The sequence below is a fragment of the Streptomyces sp. NPDC090106 genome (assembly GCF_044747265.1).
Lineage (GTDB): Bacteria > Actinomycetota > Actinomycetes > Streptomycetales > Streptomycetaceae > Streptomyces.
Genome location: NZ_JBIVDS010000004.1, coordinates 555,457 through 575,097, shown reverse-complemented (window position 1 = coordinate 575,097; position 19,641 = coordinate 555,457). Strand labels below are relative to the sequence as shown.

The 19,641-nt window shown below is 71.3% G+C and carries 19 protein-coding genes and 1 tRNA gene; 13 read left to right on the top strand and 7 right to left on the bottom strand.

What is annotated here, in order from left to right:
- Window positions 1–53 precede the first annotated feature (53 nt).
- Window positions 54–503: an ATP-binding protein gene (locus ACIPSE_RS16370; protein ID WP_401662856.1), complete on the bottom strand. Its 450-nt coding sequence runs from the start codon at window positions 501–503 to the stop codon at window positions 54–56.
- A 231-nt stretch (window positions 504–734) separates the two neighbouring features.
- Here ACIPSE_RS16370 and ACIPSE_RS16365 point away from each other — a divergent pair, with 231 nt between their 5' ends.
- The 9 genes from ACIPSE_RS16365 (at window position 735) to ACIPSE_RS16325 (ending at window position 10,719) form a co-directional block, all read left to right on the top strand.
- Window positions 735–1,637 carry a hypothetical protein gene (locus ACIPSE_RS16365; RefSeq protein ID WP_401662854.1) on the top strand — a complete coding sequence of 301 codons (903 nt, stop codon included), beginning with the start codon at window positions 735–737 and terminating at the stop codon, window positions 1,635–1,637.
- 168 nt (window positions 1,638–1,805) lie between these two features.
- Window positions 1,806–2,552 (top strand): YcnI family protein, encoded by a 747-nt coding sequence (locus tag ACIPSE_RS16360; protein ID WP_401662852.1) that lies wholly within the window; start codon window positions 1,806–1,808, stop codon window positions 2,550–2,552.
- Window positions 2,553–2,653: 101 nt separating this feature from the next.
- Entirely contained in the window at window positions 2,654–3,307 is a 654-nt protein-coding gene (locus ACIPSE_RS16355; protein ID WP_401662850.1) for an SCO family protein, read from the top strand.
- Window positions 3,304–3,765 (top strand): copper chaperone PCu(A)C, encoded by a 462-nt coding sequence (locus tag ACIPSE_RS16350; RefSeq protein WP_401662848.1) that lies wholly within the window; start codon window positions 3,304–3,306, stop codon window positions 3,763–3,765. The genes ACIPSE_RS16355 and ACIPSE_RS16350 overlap by 4 nt, the downstream gene beginning before the upstream one ends.
- Before the next feature lie 25 nt (window positions 3,766–3,790).
- Window positions 3,791–5,704: a copper resistance CopC/CopD family protein gene (locus ACIPSE_RS16345; protein ID WP_401662847.1), complete on the top strand. Its 1,914-nt coding sequence runs from the start codon at window positions 3,791–3,793 to the stop codon at window positions 5,702–5,704.
- Between the two features lie 6 nt (window positions 5,705–5,710).
- Window positions 5,711–7,012, top strand: a complete 1,302-nt coding sequence (efeB, locus tag ACIPSE_RS16340) for an iron uptake transporter deferrochelatase/peroxidase subunit (RefSeq protein WP_401662845.1) — start codon at window positions 5,711–5,713, stop codon at window positions 7,010–7,012.
- Window positions 7,013–7,102: 90 nt separating this feature from the next.
- A complete protein-coding gene (pheA, locus tag ACIPSE_RS16335) occupies window positions 7,103–8,035 on the top strand; it encodes a prephenate dehydratase (protein WP_401662843.1) in 933 nt (310 codons plus the stop codon).
- A 591-nt stretch (window positions 8,036–8,626) separates the two neighbouring features.
- Window positions 8,627–9,904 carry a serine--tRNA ligase gene (gene serS, locus ACIPSE_RS16330; RefSeq protein WP_401662841.1) on the top strand — a complete coding sequence of 426 codons (1,278 nt, stop codon included), beginning with the start codon at window positions 8,627–8,629 and terminating at the stop codon, window positions 9,902–9,904.
- Entirely contained in the window at window positions 9,901–10,719 is an 819-nt protein-coding gene (locus ACIPSE_RS16325) for an HAD family hydrolase (RefSeq protein WP_401662839.1), read from the top strand. The genes serS and ACIPSE_RS16325 overlap by 4 nt, the downstream gene beginning before the upstream one ends.
- 60 nt (window positions 10,720–10,779) lie before the next feature.
- Here the strand turns inward: ACIPSE_RS16325 and ACIPSE_RS16320 are convergent.
- From ACIPSE_RS16320 to ACIPSE_RS16295, 6 genes are all read right to left on the bottom strand, one after another.
- Window positions 10,780–10,864: transfer RNA gene (locus tag ACIPSE_RS16320), tRNA-Ser, on the bottom strand.
- Between the two features lie 267 nt (window positions 10,865–11,131).
- Window positions 11,132–11,365: a hypothetical protein gene (locus ACIPSE_RS16315; RefSeq protein ID WP_401662837.1), complete on the bottom strand. Its 234-nt coding sequence runs from the start codon at window positions 11,363–11,365 to the stop codon at window positions 11,132–11,134.
- 133 nt (window positions 11,366–11,498) lie between these two features.
- Entirely contained in the window at window positions 11,499–12,218 is a 720-nt protein-coding gene (locus ACIPSE_RS16310) for an ABC transporter permease subunit (RefSeq protein ID WP_401662835.1), read from the bottom strand.
- Window positions 12,219–12,228: 10 nt separating this feature from the next.
- Window positions 12,229–13,140 (bottom strand): ABC transporter ATP-binding protein, encoded by a 912-nt coding sequence (locus ACIPSE_RS16305; RefSeq protein ID WP_401662833.1) that lies wholly within the window; start codon window positions 13,138–13,140, stop codon window positions 12,229–12,231.
- A complete protein-coding gene (locus tag ACIPSE_RS16300) occupies window positions 13,137–14,045 on the bottom strand; it encodes an ABC transporter permease (RefSeq protein WP_401662831.1) in 909 nt (302 codons plus the stop codon). Before ACIPSE_RS16300 ends, ACIPSE_RS16305 begins: the two co-directional genes overlap by 4 nt.
- A complete protein-coding gene (locus tag ACIPSE_RS16295) occupies window positions 14,035–15,012 on the bottom strand; it encodes an ABC transporter ATP-binding protein (RefSeq protein WP_401663129.1) in 978 nt (325 codons plus the stop codon). The genes ACIPSE_RS16300 and ACIPSE_RS16295 overlap by 11 nt, the downstream gene beginning before the upstream one ends.
- Before the next feature lie 280 nt (window positions 15,013–15,292).
- Between ACIPSE_RS16295 and ACIPSE_RS16290 the strand changes: the two genes are divergently transcribed.
- The 4 genes from ACIPSE_RS16290 to ACIPSE_RS16275 all read left to right on the top strand — a co-directional run bounded on the left by ACIPSE_RS16290 (window position 15,293) and on the right by ACIPSE_RS16275 (window position 19,585).
- Window positions 15,293–16,135: a M24 family metallopeptidase gene (locus ACIPSE_RS16290; RefSeq protein ID WP_401662829.1), complete on the top strand. Its 843-nt coding sequence runs from the start codon at window positions 15,293–15,295 to the stop codon at window positions 16,133–16,135.
- A gap of 29 nt (window positions 16,136–16,164) precedes the next feature.
- On the top strand, window positions 16,165–17,922 hold the full coding sequence (locus tag ACIPSE_RS16285) for an SDR family oxidoreductase (protein WP_401663127.1): 1,758 nt from the start codon (window positions 16,165–16,167) through the stop codon (window positions 17,920–17,922).
- A 71-nt stretch (window positions 17,923–17,993) separates the two neighbouring features.
- Window positions 17,994–18,914 (top strand): MerR family transcriptional regulator, encoded by a 921-nt coding sequence (locus ACIPSE_RS16280; RefSeq protein ID WP_401662827.1) that lies wholly within the window; start codon window positions 17,994–17,996, stop codon window positions 18,912–18,914.
- 122 nt (window positions 18,915–19,036) lie between these two features.
- A complete protein-coding gene (locus ACIPSE_RS16275; protein WP_401662825.1) occupies window positions 19,037–19,585 on the top strand; it encodes an RNA 2'-phosphotransferase in 549 nt (182 codons plus the stop codon).
- The last annotated feature ends 56 nt before the right edge of the window (window positions 19,586–19,641 follow it).

Below are 19,641 nucleotides of genomic sequence, written 5' to 3'. Positions count from 1 at the left end.
GCCCGCTGGGAGCGGCCTGTGAATGCTGAGGAAGCTGAAGTCCGGGGTGCGCGCTACACCGCCATCAGCGGTGAGTCCTTCTTCCACTTCAGGATCTTGTCGAAGCTGACCACCGCGCCGCCCCGGCCCGGTTTGTTGCCGATGTGGACGTGGTCGGCGAGTTCGCGGATCAGACACAGGCCGCGCCCGCTCTCCGCCTCGTGCGCGGCGCGGCGCGGGGCCGGGGAGTGACGGGTGAAGCCGGGGCCGGAGTCGGCGACCTCGATACGGCACTTCTCGCCGTCGAGGTAGGCGGTGACGCGGTACGCCTCCGAGGGGCCGTCGGGGCCGAGGTCGCCGCCGTGCTCGACGGCGTTCGCACAGGCCTCGCTGAGGGCGACGGAGAGGTCGTAGGAGATGTCCGGGTCGACGCCCGCGGTCTCCATCGTGCCGAGCAGCAGCCGCCGGGCGAGCGGCACGCTCGCGGCCTCTCGCCGCAAGTGGAGTGACCACCAGATGCTCATGTTCCAGCCTCCAGGCCGCGGCTCGACATACCGTTACCTATTGCCGTTCGCGACCGGCCGTAAGCACGCCGCCGACGTGACACCGCCCATATGGGGGATGCGTGGCAGGTGGCCGATGGGGTATGCGGGACGGTTCACATCAGAGGGTGACCTTCTCGTCGTATCGCCCGTACGTCGTCTTGTGGACCTGCCGTACGGGCGGGGCGGGGCCGGTGCGATGATGGGGCCGCCATGACTGCCCCCCACCAGCACACCGGAACCGGTCTCCGGCTCCTGCGGGCCGCGGTGTTCGCCGCGGTCTGTGTCGTGCTGGCCGCGGCCGGGCACACGATGGCCTCCTGCGCCACGGTCCCGCCGTGGTCGCTGGCCGCCGGGTTCGCCGGGGTCTTCGCCGTCGCCGTGTCCCTCGCCGGGCGGGCCCGCTCGCTCGTGGGGATCACCGGACTGCTGGCGGCCGGACAGACCGTGCTGCACTCGCTGTTCGGGATGGGACAGCACGCGACGGCCGCGGCCACGACGGCCGCGGCGAGCGGCACGGGTGCCGCCGCGTCCATGTCCTCCACGTCCGCCATGTCTTCCATGGGGTCGATGGGGTCGATGGGCTCCATGAGTTCCGTCAGCGACGCCTCGCTCGTCGAGCAGGCCGCCCGGCTGCTGTGCGGGACCACCGCGGCGGCCATCAGCCCCACCCAGGCGGTGCGGATCCTCAGCGAGGCGCGCCTGTACCCGGCGGCCTCGGACACGCACACGCACGCCGCCGCCGCGCAGCAGACCTCGGACGGCATGGCCGGCGGTTCCCTCTTCGGGCTGCTGCCGTCCGTGCCGATGCTGCTGGGCCACCTCCTCGCCGCGCTCGCCGCCGGCTGGGTGCTGCGCCACGGCGACCTGGCCGTGGCGCGGCTGAGCCGGCTGTCGGCGCACGGCGTCGCCGAAGGAGCCCTCGTACGGTCGCTGCGCGGGGCGCTCGCGCTGGTGCGCGCCCTGCGGGCCGGGCTGCCGGGAGCGCCGGAGGCGCGGGCCGCGGGGCTGCCGCGCACCGCTCCGCCCGCGCCCGCCGAGCCCCGTACCACCGCGTTGCAGCACACCGTGATCCGGCGCGGGCCGCCCGCCGCCGGACTCGTCCTCGCCGCCTGACACGACGCGAGCCTCCCTAGCGGAATCCCTTCCGAGGGACTTCCCGGTGGGAAGAGGGCCGCCGTCGTGCGGCCACGCGCGCGTACTCGTCACGCACCATCGGCACCTTCCCGCGCGCGTACCCCTCTTCGACTCCAAAACCACACGTGAAGTGGAGTGCTCCCTTTCATGAAGGCTTCTCGTCGTCTCGCCACCGCCGGTGCCGTCGCCGCCACGGCCGTCGTCGTCCTGTCCTCCCCCGCCTTCGCGCACGTCAGCGTGCAGCCCGAAGGCACCGCCGCCAAGGGCGGTTACGCGGTCGTCGACTTCCGCGTCCCCAACGAGCGCGACAACGCCTCGACCACCAAGCTCGAAGTGAGCTTCCCGACCGACCACCCGCTCGCCTCGGCGATGCCCGAGCCGATCAGCGGCTGGACCGCGAAGGTCACCAAGACCAAGCTGGACAAGCCGATCGAGCTGCACGGCCAGAAGATCTCCGAGGCCGTCTCCAAGGTCACCTGGACCGCCACCGGCAAGGGCGTCGAGCCCGGCTTCTTCCAGAAGTTCCCGATCTCCATCGGCGCGCTGCCCGAGGACGCCGACGACCTGGTCTTCAAGGCCGTCCAGACGTACTCCAACAAGGAGGTCGTGCGCTGGATCGAGGTCCAGGAGGACGGCCAGGAGGAGCCGGAGAACCCGGCGCCGGTGCTGACGCTGTCCGAGGCCTCCGAGGGCGGTCACCACGGGTCGTCCGCCGAGGCCTCCGCCTCCCCGGCCGCCGCCGAGAAGGCCTCGGCCGAGACCGCCGCCGCGCCCGCCGACTCCAGTGACACCACCGCGCGCGTGCTCGGCGTCGTCGGCATCGTCGTGGGCGCGCTCGGCGTGGCCTACGGCGTGCTCGCGGGCCGCCGCCGCACCACGGGCCCCGACGCCTGACGTTCGACCGCCAGCGCGCACCGGGGCCGTACGGCCCGTTCCTCGTGAGGGGCCGGACGGCCCCGGTGCACGACAGAGTTCTCCATCTGGGACATTTTGCTATGCGTAAGAAGACGTTCGCTGCGGCGGCCCTGCTCGCCGCCGCCTCCCTGACCCTGTCCGCCTGCGGAAGCGGTGACGACAGCGCCTCGCCCGTCTCCGTGGTCTCCGAGGAGGCCGGCTCCGACAAGGCGGCCACCGTTCTCGACCAGCCGTTCGAGAAGCCGGATCTCGTCCTCACCGACACCGCGGGCGACAAGTACGACCTGCGCGCGGAGACGAAGGGCCGGCCGACCCTCATCTACTTCGGCTACACCCACTGCCCCGACGTCTGCCCGCTGACGATGAACAACATCGCCGTCGCCAAGAAGCAGCTGTCCAAGGCCCAGCAGGACGAGCTGCGCGTGGTCTTCGTGACGACCGACCCCGACCGGGACACCCCGGCCGAACTCGCCAAGTGGCTCAAGGGCATCGACCCGCAGATCGTCGGCCTCACCGGTGACTTCGACACCATCCAGGCGGGCGCCCGCACGCTCGGCATCTCCGTCGAGGCGCCGCACAAGGACAAGAACGGCAAGATCGTCTCGACGCACGGCACCCAGGTCGTCGCCTTCTCCCCCAAGACCGACGGCGGATACCTGCTGTACGGCGAGGACGCGGACGTCAAGGACTACACCGCCGACCTCCCCAAGATCATCAAGGGGGAGAAGCCGTGAGGCCGTCCTCCGCGCTCTTCGCGGCCGGCCTGGCCGGCGCCCTGCTGCTGACCGGCTGCGGCTCGGGCGACTCGGGAGGCTCGGGAGGCTCGGGGGCCGAACTCTCCGTCACCGGCGCCTATATGCCGCAGCCCGTCTCCGACTCCATGGCCGCCGGATTCCTCACCGTCGTCAACGCGGGCGGAACGAAGGACGAGCTGACCTCCGTCACCAGTGACCTCGGCGAGGTCACCGTGCACGAGACCGTCGACTCGGCCATGGAGGAGGTCACAAGCCTCGACGTGCCCGCCGACGGTCAACTCGTCTTCAAAAGCGGTGCCAACCATCTGATGTTCGAGAAGCTGAAGCGGAAGCCGAAGGAGGGCGAGACGGTCTCCGTCGAGCTGCACTTCGCCACCTCCGACCCGGTCACCGTCGAGATGCCGGTGAAGTCCGCGACGTACACCCCGGGGAACTGAGGGTGGGAACCGAGGGAGGGACCCCTTGACGCAGACCATCGCCCCCCGCGCGCGGAACCTGGTGCTGCTGCTGATCGCCGCCGCCGCACTGCTCCTCGGCGGCGCCGGGCCGGCCTCCGCGCACGCCGCGCTCACCGGCAGCGACCCCCAGCAAGGGGTGGTGGTCGACAAGGCCCCGACCCAGGTCTCGCTGACCTTCTCCGAGAAGGTCGCCCTGTCCGACGACTCGCTGCGCGTCCTCGACCCCAAGGGCAAGCGCGTCGACACGGGCAAGCCGGCCAACCTCACCGGCACGACGTACGCCGTCCAGCTGCACAGCGGACTGCCCGACGGCACCTACACCGTCACCTACCAGGTCGTCTCCGAGGACAGCCACCCCGTCGCCGGGGCCTACACCTTCTCCGTCGGGGCGCCGTCGAAGACGTCCGTCTCGGTGTCCGACCAGAACGCCGGCGGCGGGGTCGTCGGCTGGCTCTACGGCTTCGGCCGGTACGTCTCCTACGCCGGGTTCATCGTCATGATCGGCGGCGCCGCCTTCGTCCTGGCGTGCTGGCCGCGCGGCTCCGGGGTGCGGTCACTGCAACGCCTGGTCGTCTCCGGGTGGCTCGCGCTCACCTCCGCCACGCTCCTGCTGCTGCTCCTGCGCGGCTCGTACACCAGCAGCGGCGCCGTGGGCGACATCTTCGACCTGAACCTGCTCGGCCAGGTCCTCCAGACCAAGACGGGTGCCGCGCTCGTCTCCCGGCTGCTGCTGCTCGCCGCCGCCGCGCTCTTCATCGCGGTGCTCTTCGGCGCCTACGACAAGCGCGAGGACGACGAGAAGCGCGACCTCACCTTCGGGCTGGCGATCGGCGGGACCGTCGTCGCCGCCGGACTCGCCTCCAGCTGGGCGCTGGCCGAGCACGCCTCGACCGGGCTCCAGACCGGTATCGCCATGCCCGTCGACGTCCTGCACCTGCTGGCCGTCGCCACCTGGCTGGGCGGGCTCACGGCGCTCCTCGTCACCCTGTACCGGTCGCGGACACCGATCGAACGGGGTGCCGTGCGGCGCTTCTCGGACGTGGCCTTCTACAGCGTCCTCACGCTCGTCGGCACGGGCGTCTACCAGTCCTGGCGGCAGCTGGGGTCCTGGTCCGCGTTCACCGACACGACGTACGGGCAGCTGCTGCTCTCCAAGATCGGGCTCGTGGTGGTGCTCGTCGGGATCGCCTGGATCTCGCGGCGGTGGACGGGACGGCTGGGCGAGGCCGCGGACGCGGAGGGGGAGAGCGACGCGGAGGAGCGGGAGAAGGCGCACGTCAGCGCAGGCTCGGGCGGCGGGGAATCGGCCGGTGGCGCCACCGGCGGTGGCGATGGCGAGCGGGCCGCTCAGCTCGCCCGGCAGCAGGCCGCCGTCGAGACCGCGCAGCGCAAGCGGCAGCGGGACGCCGACCCCCAGCGGTTCGGTCTGCGGCGCTCCGTGCTCGCGGAGGCGGGCGTCGCCGTCGTCCTGCTGGCCGTCACGACCGTGCTGACCCAGACCGAGCCGGGGCGCACCGAGGAGGAGGCCAAGGCGGCCACCTCCGCCGCCTCCTCGTCGGCGGCGGACTCCTCGACCGGGGCGCTCACCCTCGACATGTCCTTCGACACCGGCGGCGAGGACGGCAAGGGCCTCGTGCGGATCGACATCGACCCCGCGCGCGTGGGCGCCAACGAGATGCACGTCTACGTGGAGCGGCCCAACGGCCGGGGCTTCGACGTCCCCGAGGTCAAGGTGTCCTTCACGCTGGAGTCCAAGAGCATCGGGCCGCTGCCCGTCGTCCCCGACCACATCACCACCGGCCACTGGTCGGCGAGCGGTGTGCAGCTCCCGATGGCCGGTGACTGGAAGATCGCCGTGACCGTACGGACCTCCGACATCGACCAGACCACCGTCTCCAAGAACGCTCAGATCGGCTGAACCACCATGGCTGACCAGTCCCTTCCGGACACCCGCACACCTGCCGGGGCACACGACGACGGCGTTTCGGAGGACGCCGGAGCCCCGGGGCGGGGCGTCTCGCGGCGCCGTCTCCTCGGTACGGCCGGTGCCACCGGTCTGGTGCTCGGCGCGGCCGGCGGGGCCGTGGGGTACGCGGCGCGGCCCGCCGAGGCGACCCCGCTGTCCTCGGTCGGCGCGAGCGAGGCGATGTTTCACGGGAAACATCAGCCGGGGATCGTGCAGGGTCTCCAGGCGCGCGGGCACCTCGTCACGTTCGACCTGGCAACGGGTGCGGGGCGCAAGGGCGCGGCGGCCCTGCTGCGCCGCTGGTCGGACACGGCACGGCGGCTGATGGCGGGCGAGGCGGCGGCCTCCGTCGACACGGACGTCGCGCGGGACGCCGGGCCGTCGGCGCTGACGGTGACCTTCGGGTTCGGGCACGGCTTCTTCGCGAAGACCGGTCTGGAGAAGCGGCGTCCGGTGGCCCTCGACCCGTTGCCCGACTTCTCCTCCGACCAGCTCGACAAGGCGCGCAGCGACGGCGACCTGTGGGTGCAGATCGGTGCCGACGACGCCCTGGTCGCCTTCCACGCGCTGCGCGCGATCCAGCGGGACGCGGGGAGCGCGGCGCGGCTGCGGTGGCAGATGAACGGCTTCAACCGGTCCCCCGGGGCCACCGCGAGCCCCATGACCGCCCGCAACCTGATGGGGCAGATCGACGGGACGCGCAATCCGAAGCCGGGCGAGTCCGACTTCGACGAGCGGATCTTCGTGCCGTCGTCCGGTACGGGCGCCGCCGACTGGATGGCCGACGGTTCCTACGCCGTCGTCCGCCGTATCCGCATGCTCCTGGACGACTGGGAGCAGCTCTCGACCGGTGAGCAGGAGAACGTCATCGGGCGGCGGAAAGCGGACGGGGCGCCGCTGTCCGGCGGTGCGGAGACGACCGCGATGGACCTGGAGAAGACGGACGCCGGCGGCGACCTGGTCGTGCCGGTCAACGCGCACGCCCGGATCACCCGGCCCGACCAGAACGGGGGCGCGGCGATGCTGCGGCGGCCGTGGTCGTACCACGACGGCTTCGACGCCAAGGGGGTGCCGGACGCGGGGCTGCTGTTCGTCTGCTGGCAGGCCGACCCGCTGACCGGCTTCGTCACCGTCCAGCGCAAGCTCGACCGCGGCGACGCCCTGTCGAAGTACATCCGCCACGAGGCGAGCGGTCTGTTCGCCGTGCCGGGCGGCGCGGCGAAGGGCGAGTACGTGGGCCAGCGGCTGCTGGAGGGGTGACCCGACCGGGCCGAGGGCGTGAGGTTACGCGGGTTCACCCGGTCGTGAGTGCTGTGAGCCGGGGTCCGCAAGGGCCATTAGGGTGAGGGCATGCCAGCGAGCTATGCGTATCTCGGCCCGGAGGGCACCTTCACCGAAGCGGCTCTGCGCACGCTTCCGGAGGCGGCCACGCGGGAGCTGATCCCGTACGTCTCCGTGCAGTCCGCGCTGGACGCGGTGCGCGGGGGCGAGGCCGAGGCCGCGTTCGTGCCGATCGAGAACTCCGTCGAGGGCGGGATCACCACCACCCTCGACGAGCTGGTCGCGGGCGCCCCGCTGATGATCTACCGCGAGGTGCTGCTGTCGATCACCTTCGCGCTGCTGGTCCGGCCGGGCACGGAGCTGGCCGACATCAAGACGGTCTCCGCCCATCCGGCCGCCCAGCCGCAGGTGCGCAACTGGCTCCGGAGCAATCTGCCGGACGCCCACTGGGAGTCGGCGGCCTCCAACGCGGACGCGGCCCGGCTGGTCCAGGAGGGGCAGTACGACGCGGCGTTCGCGGGCGAGTTCGCCGCCGCGCTGTACGGCCTGGAGGCCCTGGAGACGGGCATCCACGACGCCGAGAACGCCCAGACCCGGTTCGTGCTGGTGGGCCGTCCGGCCCGGCCCGCCGCGCCGAGCGGCGCGGACAAGACGTCGGTGGTGCTGTGGCAGCGCGACGACCACCCCGGTGGCCTGCGCGATCTGCTGGGCGAGTTCGCCACCCGCGGGATCAACCTGATGGTGCTCCAGTCCCGGCCGACCGGGGAGGGCATCGGCAACTACTGCTTCTGCATCGACGCCGAGGGCCATATCTCGGACCGCCGGGTCGCCGAGGCGCTGATGGGCCTCAAGCGGGTCTGCCTGGAGGTGCGGTTCCTGGGTTCGTACCCGCGTGCGGACATCACGGCCGCCGAGGCGCGGACCCAGCCGCGCGGTACGTCCGACGAGGAGTTCGTGGCGGCCTCGGACTGGGTGGCCCGCTGCCAGGACGGGCGTTTCTGACCGTTTCCCCCCAGTCTCACCCAGTCCTACCTGCTGATTTTAGTTATCCACAGGAGTTATCCACAGGTTGGCATCTCGACCTGGGGACAAGTCGACTCCATGGGGTCAGTCTGTCGACAAATCGGCCCCTGAAGGTCCCGGGCGGCCACCAGGGCGCAGTTCACCCTTCGTCCACTCTTTTCCTTTCCGCAATCCTTTGGAGCGACCACTTTCCTCCGAAAGTGGTGATAGAGAGGGGTTTGGGCTCTGATTCGACGGTGTCACGTCCGGCTTTCGGGGTGATCAATTCCGAAATCCACAGAACTCCCACACACCCTGTGGATAACTCTTCGCAGGGTGTGGACCACTGTGGACAACCGTGCGCCAAGTCCCGCTCCGCGCAAGGGATTCGAGTCAACCCGGCGCACCGCGCCTGCCCCGCGCCGGGGAGGGCGGCCCCGGGAATTGACCTGATCACCGATACCGCACGATCTCACCTCATCCCATACGATCACGTTCGATACGCGGCGCAATTGCCCCATAGCGGCATGTAAGCCGTGTTGCGAAATACGGAGTCGTGAGCCCTCACCCCGCACCGGTAGCCTTGGCCCCGTGATTGACCTTCGCCTGCTCCGTGAGGACCCCGACCGTGTGCGCGCGTCCCAGCGCGCCCGTGGAGAGGACGTCGCGCTCGTCGACGCTCTCCTGTCCGCCGACGAGCGGCGCAGGTCGTCCGGCGTCCGCTTCGACGAGCTGCGTTCCGAGCAGAAGGCGCTCGGCAAGCTCATCCCCAGGGCCTCCGGTGACGAGAAGGCGGAGCTGCTGGCGAAGGCCGGCCAGCTCGCCTCCGACGTCAAGGCCGCCGACGCCGAGCAGAACGAGGCCGACGAGGAGACCAAGCGCCTCGCGCTCCAGCTCGGCAACCTCGTCCACCCCGACGTCCCCGTCGGTGGCGAGGAGGACTTCGTCGTCCTGGAGACGCACGGCACGATCCGCGACTTCGCCGCCGAGGGCTTCGAGCCCAAGGACCACCTGGAGCTCGGCGAGGCGCTCGGCGCCATCGACGTCGAGCGCGGCGCCAAGGTCTCCGGCTCGCGCTTCTACTACCTCACCGGCGTCGGCGCCCTGCTGGAGCTGGCCCTGGTCAACGCGGCGATCGCGCAGGCCACCGAGGCCGGCTTCACGCCGATGCTCACCCCGGCGCTGGTCCGCCCGCGCGCCATGGAGGGCACCGGCTTCCTCGGCCAGGCCGCGGAGAACGTGTACCACCTGGAGAAGGACGACTACTACCTGGTCGGCACCTCCGAGGTCCCGCTCGCCGCGTACCACATGGACGAGATCCTCGAAGCGGACAAGCTGCCGATGCGCTACGCCGGGTTCTCCCCGTGCTTCCGCCGCGAGGCCGGCACGTACGGCAAGGACACCCGCGGCATCTTCCGTGTCCACCAGTTCGACAAGGTCGAGATGTTCTCGTACGTCGCTCCGGAGGACGCCGAGAACGAGCACCGGCGGCTCCTGGACTGGGAGAAGCAGTGGCTGACCGGCCTGGAGCTGCCCTTCCAGGTCATCGACGTGGCCTCGGGCGACCTGGGCTCCTCCGCCTCCCGCAAGTTCGACTGCGAGGCGTGGATCCCCACCCAGGGCAAGTACCGCGAGCTGACCAGCGCCTCCAACTGCGACGGCTTCCAGGCGCGCCGCCTCTCCGTCCGGATGCGCGACGGCAAGAAGGTCCAGCCGCTGGCCACCCTCAACGGCACGCTGTGCGCGGTGCCGCGCACGATCGTGGCGCTCCTGGAGAACCACCAGCAGGCCGACGGCTCCGTGTACGTGCCGCAGGTGCTGCGCCCGTACCTCGGCGGCCGTGAGGTGCTGGAGCCGATCACCAAGTGAGCGGCTCCACCGCCCCCGAGGGCTTCCCGTACCGCCTGATCGCGACCGACCTCGACGGGACGCTGCTGCGCTCCGACGAGTCGGTCTCGGACCGCACCCGTGCCGCGCTCGCCGCGGCCACCGAGGCCGGTGCCGCGCACATCGTGGTGACCGGCCGCGCGGTGCCCTGGACCCGGCACATCCTGGACGACCTCGGCTACCGCGGCCTCGCCGTCTGCGGCCAGGGCGCACAGGTGTACGACGCCGGTGAGCACCGGCTGCTGACGTCGGTGACCCTGGACCGGCAGCTGGCCGGGGTCGCCCTCGCGAAGATCGAGGCCGAGGTCGGGCCGCTGTTCCTGGCGGCGAGCCGGGACGGGCTCGACGGCGCCGTCATCGCGGGACCGGGGTACGCGCTCACCGGGAACCTTCCGGCGACGCCGTTCACGGACGTGGCCGACCTGTGGACCGCGCCGCTGAACAAGATCTACATACAGCATCCGGAGCTGTCGGACGACGAGCTGGCGGAGGCCGCACGGCGGTCCGCGGGCGGGTTCGTGAACGTCGCGATGGCCGGTGCCGGCATCGTGGAGCTGCTCCCGCTCGGTCTGTCGAAGGCGACGGGGCTGTCGCTGGCCGCGCGCCGGCTGGGCCTGAAGGCCGCCGACACGATCGCCTTCGGCGACATGCCGAACGACGTGCCGATGTTCGGCTGGGCCGCGCACGGCGTGGCCATGGCCAACGCCCACGACGAGCTCAAGAGCGTGGCCGACGAGGTGACGTCCTCCAACGAGGAGGACGGGATCGCGGTGGTGCTGGAACGGCTCCTCGGCTGAGGGGTCCGGCCCTTCGGTGTGGTCCGGTCCTTCGGTGTGGTCGGGTCCTTCGGTGTCTTGCGGAGGATGCACGGATCGAACGTGCGCAGGGTCGCCCCTGACCATGGCTTAGCAAGCCAGTGCCTTACCACTCGGCCAATCCTCCGGGTGGGCGGCCTCACGCGAAGTGGGAATCCGCGTGCTCGAAGCGGCCGCCCGGGCAGCTCTCGTGCGGTGGGCTCGACGGAGGGGTAACTACTCCGGAGCCTGCCTCGGGCTGCCCTGAAGGGCGCTCGACGCAGTGCCGTGCAGGGGCATCGTCGAACACCTCCCCAGTCGGTGGCGCCGGGTGCGGCCCCGGCGGCGTGGACACAACCATCGTGCCTGTACGCCAAGTTGGGCGCCACCGATTAAACGGCGCCCGGCACGCGCCCTACCGGCGCCACCATCTGCGGCGTCCCTTGCTGAAGAACCACCCCGCGGGCGGCTCGTCCGAGCGCCACGGCTGGGGCTCGGGCTCGTCCGTCCGCCAGCGGGCGGCGAGCATACGGGCGCGGGCGGACGGCTCGGAGGTCTCCGCGGAGCGGATGAAGTCCTCGTCCAGCACGAGGTCGTTCCAGGTGTCGTCCCCGGAACGGCCCGGCTCGTCGTACGGTGCCTCCGCCATCCCCGTCCTCCTTGTCCCCTCGGACGTGCGTCCCCTTCGGACCAGTGTGCCCGGGGCGGGGTGAAGCCCTCGTCAATAAGCGGGGCGTCACCCCGGCCTCCGCCCTCTGGGCCGCGGCCGGATCCGCCCGCGGCTACTCCTCGCCCGCCAGAGTCAGGGTCCGCAGCTTCTGCCCGGCGTACCAGGTCGCGGCGACGGTCACCACGACCAGCAGCACCGTCGCGGTGGTCAGCCCGACGTCCGAGGTGACCAGGTCGCCGCCCGCCACCTTCTGGGCCACGGCCAGCGACCACTGCTGGACGCTGAGCGTGCGCGCCCCCGAGACCAGGGAGCCGAACAGGGCCTCCCAGACCAGGGCGTAGACGAGGCCGAAGACGACCGCGTGCCGGGACACCGTGCCCAGCAGCAGGAAGAGCGCGGCGTAGGCGATGGAGGAGACGAGGGCCGCGACCGTGTAGGCGACGGCGATCTGCTGGCCGTTGCCGTTGAGGATGAACCCGGCGATCAGGGTGGGCAGCGCCGAGAAGACCATGGTGACCGCGATCGCCACGATCAGCTTGGTGAAGATGATCGTGGGCCGCTTGATCGGCTTGGACAGCAGGTACACCACCGAGCCGTCGTCGATCTCCGGGCCGATGGCGCCGGTGCCGGCGATGACGCCGATGATCGGCACCATGGTGGCGAGCGCGAGCCCGCCCAGCAGGTCGGCCGCCGTCTGGTCGTCGGCGCCGACCAGCGCGCGCACGATCACGGAGATCACGATCAGCAGCAGGGGCAGCGCGCCCAGGATGAGGGCCCGGCGGCGGCCGAGCAGGGCCCGGTAGGTGAGTCGGGCGACTGTGGGGTCGTACATCTTCGGCCTCCTACGCCGCGACCAGATACGAGAACACGGACTCCAGGGACTCGTCGGACGGCGAGACCGTGAGCAGCCGGATGCCGTGGTCGCGGGCGACCTTCGGCAGCAGCGTGGTGAAGCGGCCGAAGTCGACGGCCTGGACGCGCAGCGCGCCCTCGGCGAGGTCGACCTCGATGCCGGACGTCGACGGGTCGGCGATCAGCGCCGCCGCGAGGGCGCGGTCGTCGCTGGAGCGCACCAGGTAGCGGTGCGGCCGGTCGGTCATCAGCCGGCGGATCTTGCGGAAGTCGCCGCTGGCCGCGTGCCGTCCGGCGACCACGACCTCGATGTGCCAGGCGAGCTGCTCGACCTCTTCGAGGATGTGGGACGAGAACAGCACCGTGCGGCCCTCGTCGCCCATCTTCCGCAGCAGGTCCATGAGCTGCATGCGCTGGCGCGGGTCCATGCCGTTGAAGGGCTCGTCGAGCAGGAGCAGCGAGGGGTTGTGGACCAGGGCGGAGGCCATCTTCACGCGCTGGCGCATGCCCTTGGAGTACGTCTGGATCTTGCGGTCCTGCGCGTACTCCATCTCGACGGTGGCCAGGGCCCGTTGGGCGGCCTTGTCGCCCAGGCCGTGCAGCTCGGCGTTGGCGACGACGAACTCGCGGCCGGTGAGGAAGTCGTACATCGCCTCGCGTTCGGGGACGATGCCGATGTGCCGGTAGATCTCCTCGTTGCGCCACACCGGCTGCCCGTCGAGGGTGACGGAGCCGGTGGACGGGGCGAGGAAGCCGCCCATCATGTTGATGAGGGTGGACTTGCCGGCGCCGTTGGGGCCGAGGAGGCCGGTGACCCCGGGGCCGATGGTCATGGTGATGTCGTTGACGGCGACCACGTTGCCGAACCAGCGGGAGACATGGTCGATCCGGAGCGTGGTCACAGGCCCACCTTCTTGTAGCGGCGCAGCAGGAGGCCGTAGGCGGCGGCGATCAGGCCGAGGACGGCCAGGACGTAGACGGCTCCCTCGCCGTTCGACGGGCCGACCCCGCCGGGGAACGCCGAGCTCGCGCCGAGGAACGCGGACTGGAGTCCGTCGATGAGGGTGACCGGCGAGAACAGGCCGATCCACGGGACGGCGCCGGAGGAGCCCTGGACGTCGGCGATGGCTTGGAGGGTGGAGACCGCGCCGTAGGAGATCGTCATCACGGCGATGACGGCGGCGATGCCGAAGCCGCGGCGCGGGGTCGCGGAGGCGATGACCAGGCCGATGCCGGCGAAGAGCAGCGAGAGCAGCGCCACGGAGACCAGTCCCTGGGCGAACCCCTTGGTCTGGTCGCCGAAGTCGAGCTTGGCCAGCAGCGCGCCCACGTAGAGGACGAGCAGCGGCGTCGCGGTGAGGGCGAACAGCGCAGAGGCGAGGGCGGCGTACTTGGCGCGGACGTAGTCGGCGGTCTCGATGGGCCGCGAGAAGTACAGCGGAACCGTCTTGAAGCGCAGGTCGCGCGAGACGGCCTGCGGTGCCTGCGAGGCCACGTACAGGCTGATCACGGCCTGCATGATGATCGCGTAGCGGGTGTAGTCGACCGGCAGGTCGTTGGCCTTGGTGGCGACCGCGACGGCGACCATGATGGCCGCGGGCACGCACATCACCACGAACAGCAGCATCGGCAGCACCTTCGACTTCACCGAGCGGCCGAGGCCGTAGGCGCCGCGCAGGGACTGCGAGTACAGCGAGCGGGTGGCGTAGGAGCGGCCCAGGCGCGGGCCGTCGTAGGAGCGGTAGCCGATGTTGTGGATGCGGGTCTGATCGCCCGTGGGGGCGGTGACCGGGTGCTCAACCGCCATGGCCGACGGCCTCCTTGTACTGCTCGTCGCCGCTGCGGGCGTCGTCCTGGAAGACTTCCGAGATGTGGTGGCGGCGCTGCTCCATGCGGACCAGGCCGAGGCCGAGGTCGGCGACCACGTCCCGGACGACGTCGTAGGTCTCCTCGCCCCGCGCGGTCAGCGTGAGGATGTGGCCCGCGCCGGGCAGCCCGCTCGCAGCGTCGAGGACGTCCACCCCGCGCGCGTGGAGCGCCTCACGGACCGCGCGGGTGCCGTCCGGGTGCTCGTCGCTGTCGGTGACCTCGATGGCGAGGGTGGTCGTGCTCTGGGTGAAGTCGGTGGTGGAGCTGGAGCGCAGCAGCCGGCCGCCGTCGACGACGACCACGTGGTCGCAGGTGCGTTCCAGTTCGCCCAGCAGATGGGACGTGACCAGGACCGAGATGCCGAAGTCCGTGTGGATGCGGCGGATCAGGCCCAGCATGTCGTCCCGGCCGACCGGGTCTAGGCCGTTGGTCGGCTCGTCGAGGAAGACCAGCTGCGGGTCGTGGACCAGGGCCTGCGCGAGCTTCACGCGCTGCTTCATGCCGGTGGAGTAGCCGCCGATGGGGCGGTAGCGCTCCTCGTACAGGCCGACATGGCGCAGGGTGTCCGCGGTGCGCTCACGGGCCGCCGCCGGGGGCAGCCCCGACATCCGGGCCATGTGCACGACGAACTCGGTGGCCGACACGTCCGGCGGCAGGCAGTCGTGCTCGGGCATGTACCCCACGCGCTCGCGGATGGCGCCGCCCTGGGTGGCGACGTCGAGACCGAGCACTTCGGCGCGGCCCTCGGTGGCGGGGGACAGACCCAGCAGGATCTTGATCAGTGTGGACTTGCCGGCTCCGTTGGCTCCGACGAGTCCGGTCACACCGGGCCCGACATCCACGGAGAGCCGGTCAAGCGCGGTCACCCGGGGGTACCGCTTGCTCAGGCTTTCGGTCGCGATCACAGTCACCCTCACGACGGTAGTGAGGGGGAGCGCGCCGGTCGTCACACTCCAGAGCTGGATTGGAATCAGCCTCCAGAGGTACGGGTCCGTAGGGGTCGCTCCTGCCTGAGGGCTACGGGTTCCCCCTGGGTCCCTTCTTGAGAGGTACACGTAAAGCCCGGTGGAGTTGTCCACAGGCCGGACCCCGCCTATTGACGCAGCCTCTAACGACTGTCACATTCGGCACTGTCACATTACGGGCACGTAGCGCAGTCGACGCGGACTGGTGGGACGGGGTGGCATGACGACGGCAGTGGCAGGCGGACAAGCCGCGGAACTGCGGGGATTCAGAACGGTCCAGCGCCTGGCGTACGCATGCGCCGAAGCGGTCGCGGCCCGTCTGGAGCCCGGCGTGACCGAGCGTGAGGCGGCGCGGATGCAGCGGGAGTGGCTGCGCGAGCGCGGGGTGCGGGACTGGTTCCACCTGCCCTTCGCCTGGTTCGGCGACCGCACGGCGTTCACGGACTTCCGCGTCCCCCTCCAGTTCTTCCCCACCGGCCGCCGCCTGGAGCCCGGGATGCCGTTCATCCTGGACATGGCACCCGTGTACGAGGGGTTCACCGCCGACATCGGCTATTCCGGCTCCCTCGGCCTCAACCCGGTGCAGGACAAGCTGATGGACGACCTGCGGGCCCATCGCGAGCTGATCCTCGGCCAGGTGCGCGAGCGGCGCTCGCTGCGCGAGATCTACGAGGACGTCGACCGCCTCATGGTCCGCCAGGGCTACGCCAACCGGCACCGCGCCTACCCCTTCGGCGTGATCGCGCACAAGGTGGACCGGGTCCGCGAACGCCGCTGGTCACCCCGGCTGTTCGGGTTCGGCACCCAGTCCCTCAAAGGCCTCGCCGCCGACGCGCTGCACGGCCACCGCGAGGGCTGGTCCCCGCTCTGGTCGCCGTACCGCTTCTCCGACCACCCGCCGCGGCCCGGCCTGTGGGCGGTCGAACCGCATCTCGGATTCCGGGGCACGGGCGCGAAGTTCGAGGAGATCCTCGTCGTCACCGACTCCAGCGACCCCGGGGAGAGCGCGTTCTGGCTCGACGACGATCTGCCGCACGTGCGGCGCTGGACGGAGGGGGCATGACGATGGCGGCAGACGGAGAGGGTACGGCGATGGCGGCTCTGGAGAACGCGCGCGAGCGCCGGGTGCGCTCCGGCGACGTCGAACTGTGCGTGGCCGAACTGGGCGAGGAGGGCCGGCCGACCGTCGTCCTCGTGCACGGCTACCCGGACAGCAAGGAGGTGTGGGCCCAGGTCGCCGCACGCCTGGCCGGCCGGTTCCACGTCGTGCTCTACGACGTGCGCGGACACGGCCGCTCCACGGCGCCCAAGCCGCTGCGGGGCGGGTTCACGCTGGAGAAGCTGACGGACGACTTCCTCGCCGTCGTGGACGCCGTCAGCCCGGACCGGCCCGTGCACGTGGTCGGACACGACTGGGGCTCGGTGCAGTCCTGGGAGTTCGTCACCGTCGGCCGCACCGAGGGCCGCATCGCCTCCTTCACCTCCATGTCCGGACCCTCCCTGGACCACTTCGGCCACTGGATCAACTCCCGCATCAGGCGCCCCACCCCGCGCCGCGTCGGCCAGCTCCTCGGCCAGGGCGCCAAGTCCTGGTACGTGTACGCCCTGCACACCCCCGTCCTGCCCGAACTCGCCTGGCGCGGCCCGCTCGGCAAGACCTGGCCGCGCCTGCTGGAACGCGCCGAACGCGTCCCCGGCGACGGCTACCCCACCTCCTCGCTGCCCACCGACGCCGCCCACGGGGCCTGGCTGTACCGCGACAACGTCCGCCCCCGGCTGCGCCGCCCCCGCGCCGACGCCTACGCGCACGCGCCCGTGCAGCTCATCACGCCCCTCGGGGACGCCTTCCTGTCGGAGCGGCTCTACGACGAACTGGAGCAGTGGGTCCCGCGGTTGACCCGCCGCACCCTCGCCGCCCGGCACTGGATACCCCGCTCCCGCCCCGACCAGGTGGCCTCCTGGGTCGAGGAGTTCGTCATCGCCCACGAGGGCGGCAGGACCGTCGAGGTGCCCACCGGCAAGCACGCCGACCGGTTCGGCGGGCAGCTCGTGCTGGTCACCGGCGCGGGCAGCGGCATCGGCAGGGCCACCGCGTTCGCCTTCGCCGAGGCGGGCGCCCGTGTGATCGCCGTCGACCGGGACGCCGAGAGCGCGGCCCGCACCGCCGAGATGTCCCGCCTCATCGGCGCGCCCGGGGCCTGGGCCGAGATCGTGGACGTCTCCGACGAGCAGGCCATGGAGAAGCTCGCCGCGAAGGTCACCGCCGAGCACGGCGTCCTGGACGTCCTCGTCAACAACGCCGGGATCGGCCTGGCCGGCTCCTTCTTCGACACCACCCCCGAGGACTGGAAGAAGGTCCTCGACGTCAACCTGTGGGGCGTCATCCACGGCTGCCGGCTCTTCGGCCGGCAGATGGCCGAGCGGGGACAGGGCGGCCACATCGTCAACATCGCCTCGGCGGCAGCCTTCCAGCCCTCCCGGGTCCTGCCCGCGTACAGCACCTCCAAGGCCGCGGTGCTCATGCTCAGCGAATGCCTGCGCGCCGAACTCGCCGGTCAGGGGATCGGCGTGAGCGCCATCTGCCCCGGCCTCGTCAACACCAACATCACCTCCACCGCGCGTTTCGCCGGCGTCGACGCGGAGGAGGAGAAGCGGCGCCAGAAACGCTCCGCGCGCCTGTACGGACTGCGCAACTACCCGCCGGAGAAGGTCGCCGACGCCATCCTGCGCGCCGTCGTGCGCAACGAGGCCGTCGTCCCCGTCACCGCGGAGGCCCGCGGCGCCCGCCTCCTGTCCCGCCTCACGCCGCGCGCGCTGCGGGCGCTGGCCCGGATACAACCGCCGGTGTAGGGGCGGGAGGACGGTGCGGTGCGGGGGGATGCGGGGGGGTGCGGGGCCCGGCGGACGGAGGGCGTGGGAGCGTGGAGCAGGCGTACCGGATCGAGGACCTCGCGCACCTGAGCGGCGCCACGGTCCGCACCATCAGGGCCTACCAGGACCGCGGCCTGCTCCCCCGGCCCGAGCGGCGCGGCCGAGCCAACGTCTACACCGACGCCCATCTCGTGCGGCTCCGCCAGATCGCCGAACTCCTGGACCGCGGCTACACCTTGGCGTCCATCAAGGAACTCCTGGACGCCTGGGACACCGGCCGGGGCCTCGGCGGGGTGCTCGGGCTCGCCGCCGAGGTCGACGGGCCCTGGACCGACGAGGAGGCGGTGCGGATCTCGCGCGCCGCACTCGCCGAACGGTTCGGCGACCGCCCCGACGACGCGGCGGTCGCCGAGGCCGTGGAACTGGGCGTGCTGCAACCGGTGCCCGGCGACGCGGACACCTTCCTCGTACCGAGCCCCCAAGAGCTGGCGGTGGCCGTCGAGTTGCACTCCGCCGGGGTGCCGCTGTCCGCGATCTCGGGCCATCTGCGGGAGTTGAGGGGCCAGGTCGAGCACATCGCCGCCCGTTTCCTGGAGTTCACCACCGAGCATGTCTTCGCCCGCTACCTCGACGGACCGCACCGCCCCACGGACGCGGACGCGGCCGAGGCGGCCTCCCTCGTGCGGCGGCTGCGACCGCTCGCGCAGCAGACCGTGGACGCGGAACTCGCTCGGGCGATGCGTCTGTTGGCAGTGCGCGAGCTGCGGAAGAACCTGGGCACCGAAGTGGCTCCGATGTCACGCTCCGTGGTGCTGCCGGAGGAGACGATCCGGGCCGTGGAGGCGCTGGTTGGGGCAAAGAGGGCGGCGGAGTTCATCACGCTGGCGGCCGAACGGGAGGTGCGGGCGCGGGGGTTGGATGCGCTCACGTCAAATGTGGCGCCCCCAGTCGATCTTGACGAACGGGGCTGACATGACGGGGAGTTGTCCACAGAAACACCAAGTAGCCTGTGGATAACTACAGTTGGTTGTGGACCAAACATCCGGGCCAAAAGAAAATGCGTGACGCGCGTCTCTCCCGTCATGCTGACCGGATGGACGAAAGACGCACCGTGAAGGTGTCGAAGTACCTGTCGAAGCATCTGCGCCACCAGCCCGAGCGGATCGGGCTGACGCCGGACGGGGCCGGCTGGGTGGAGATCGACGAGCTGATCGCCGCGGCGGCGGCCCACAACTTCCGCTTCACGCGCGAGGAGCTCGACCACGTCGTGGCCGCGAACGACAAGAAAAGGTTCGCCGTCGACGGCACCCGTATCCGCGCCAGCCAGGGCCACACCATCGAGGTCGATCTCGGACTGGCCCCGGCGGCACCACCGGCGTACCTCTACCACGGGACCGTCGCACCGAACCTGGAGGCGATCCGCGCCGAAGGGCTGCGGCCCATGAACCGGCACGACGTGCACCTGTCACCGGACCGCGAGACGGCGACACGCGTCGGCGCCCGCAGGGGACGGCCCGTGGTGCTCTCCGTGGACGCGGGCGCCATGCACCGGGACGGCCATGTCTTCCACGTCAGCGCCAACGGGGTCTGGCTCACCCAGGCGGTACCGCCTGGGTACCTGCGCTTTCCCGAGGCGCACTGACCGGTCGTCTGCGGGGCCGGCGGCTGCGGGGTCTGCGGCTGTGTGGCCAGCGACTG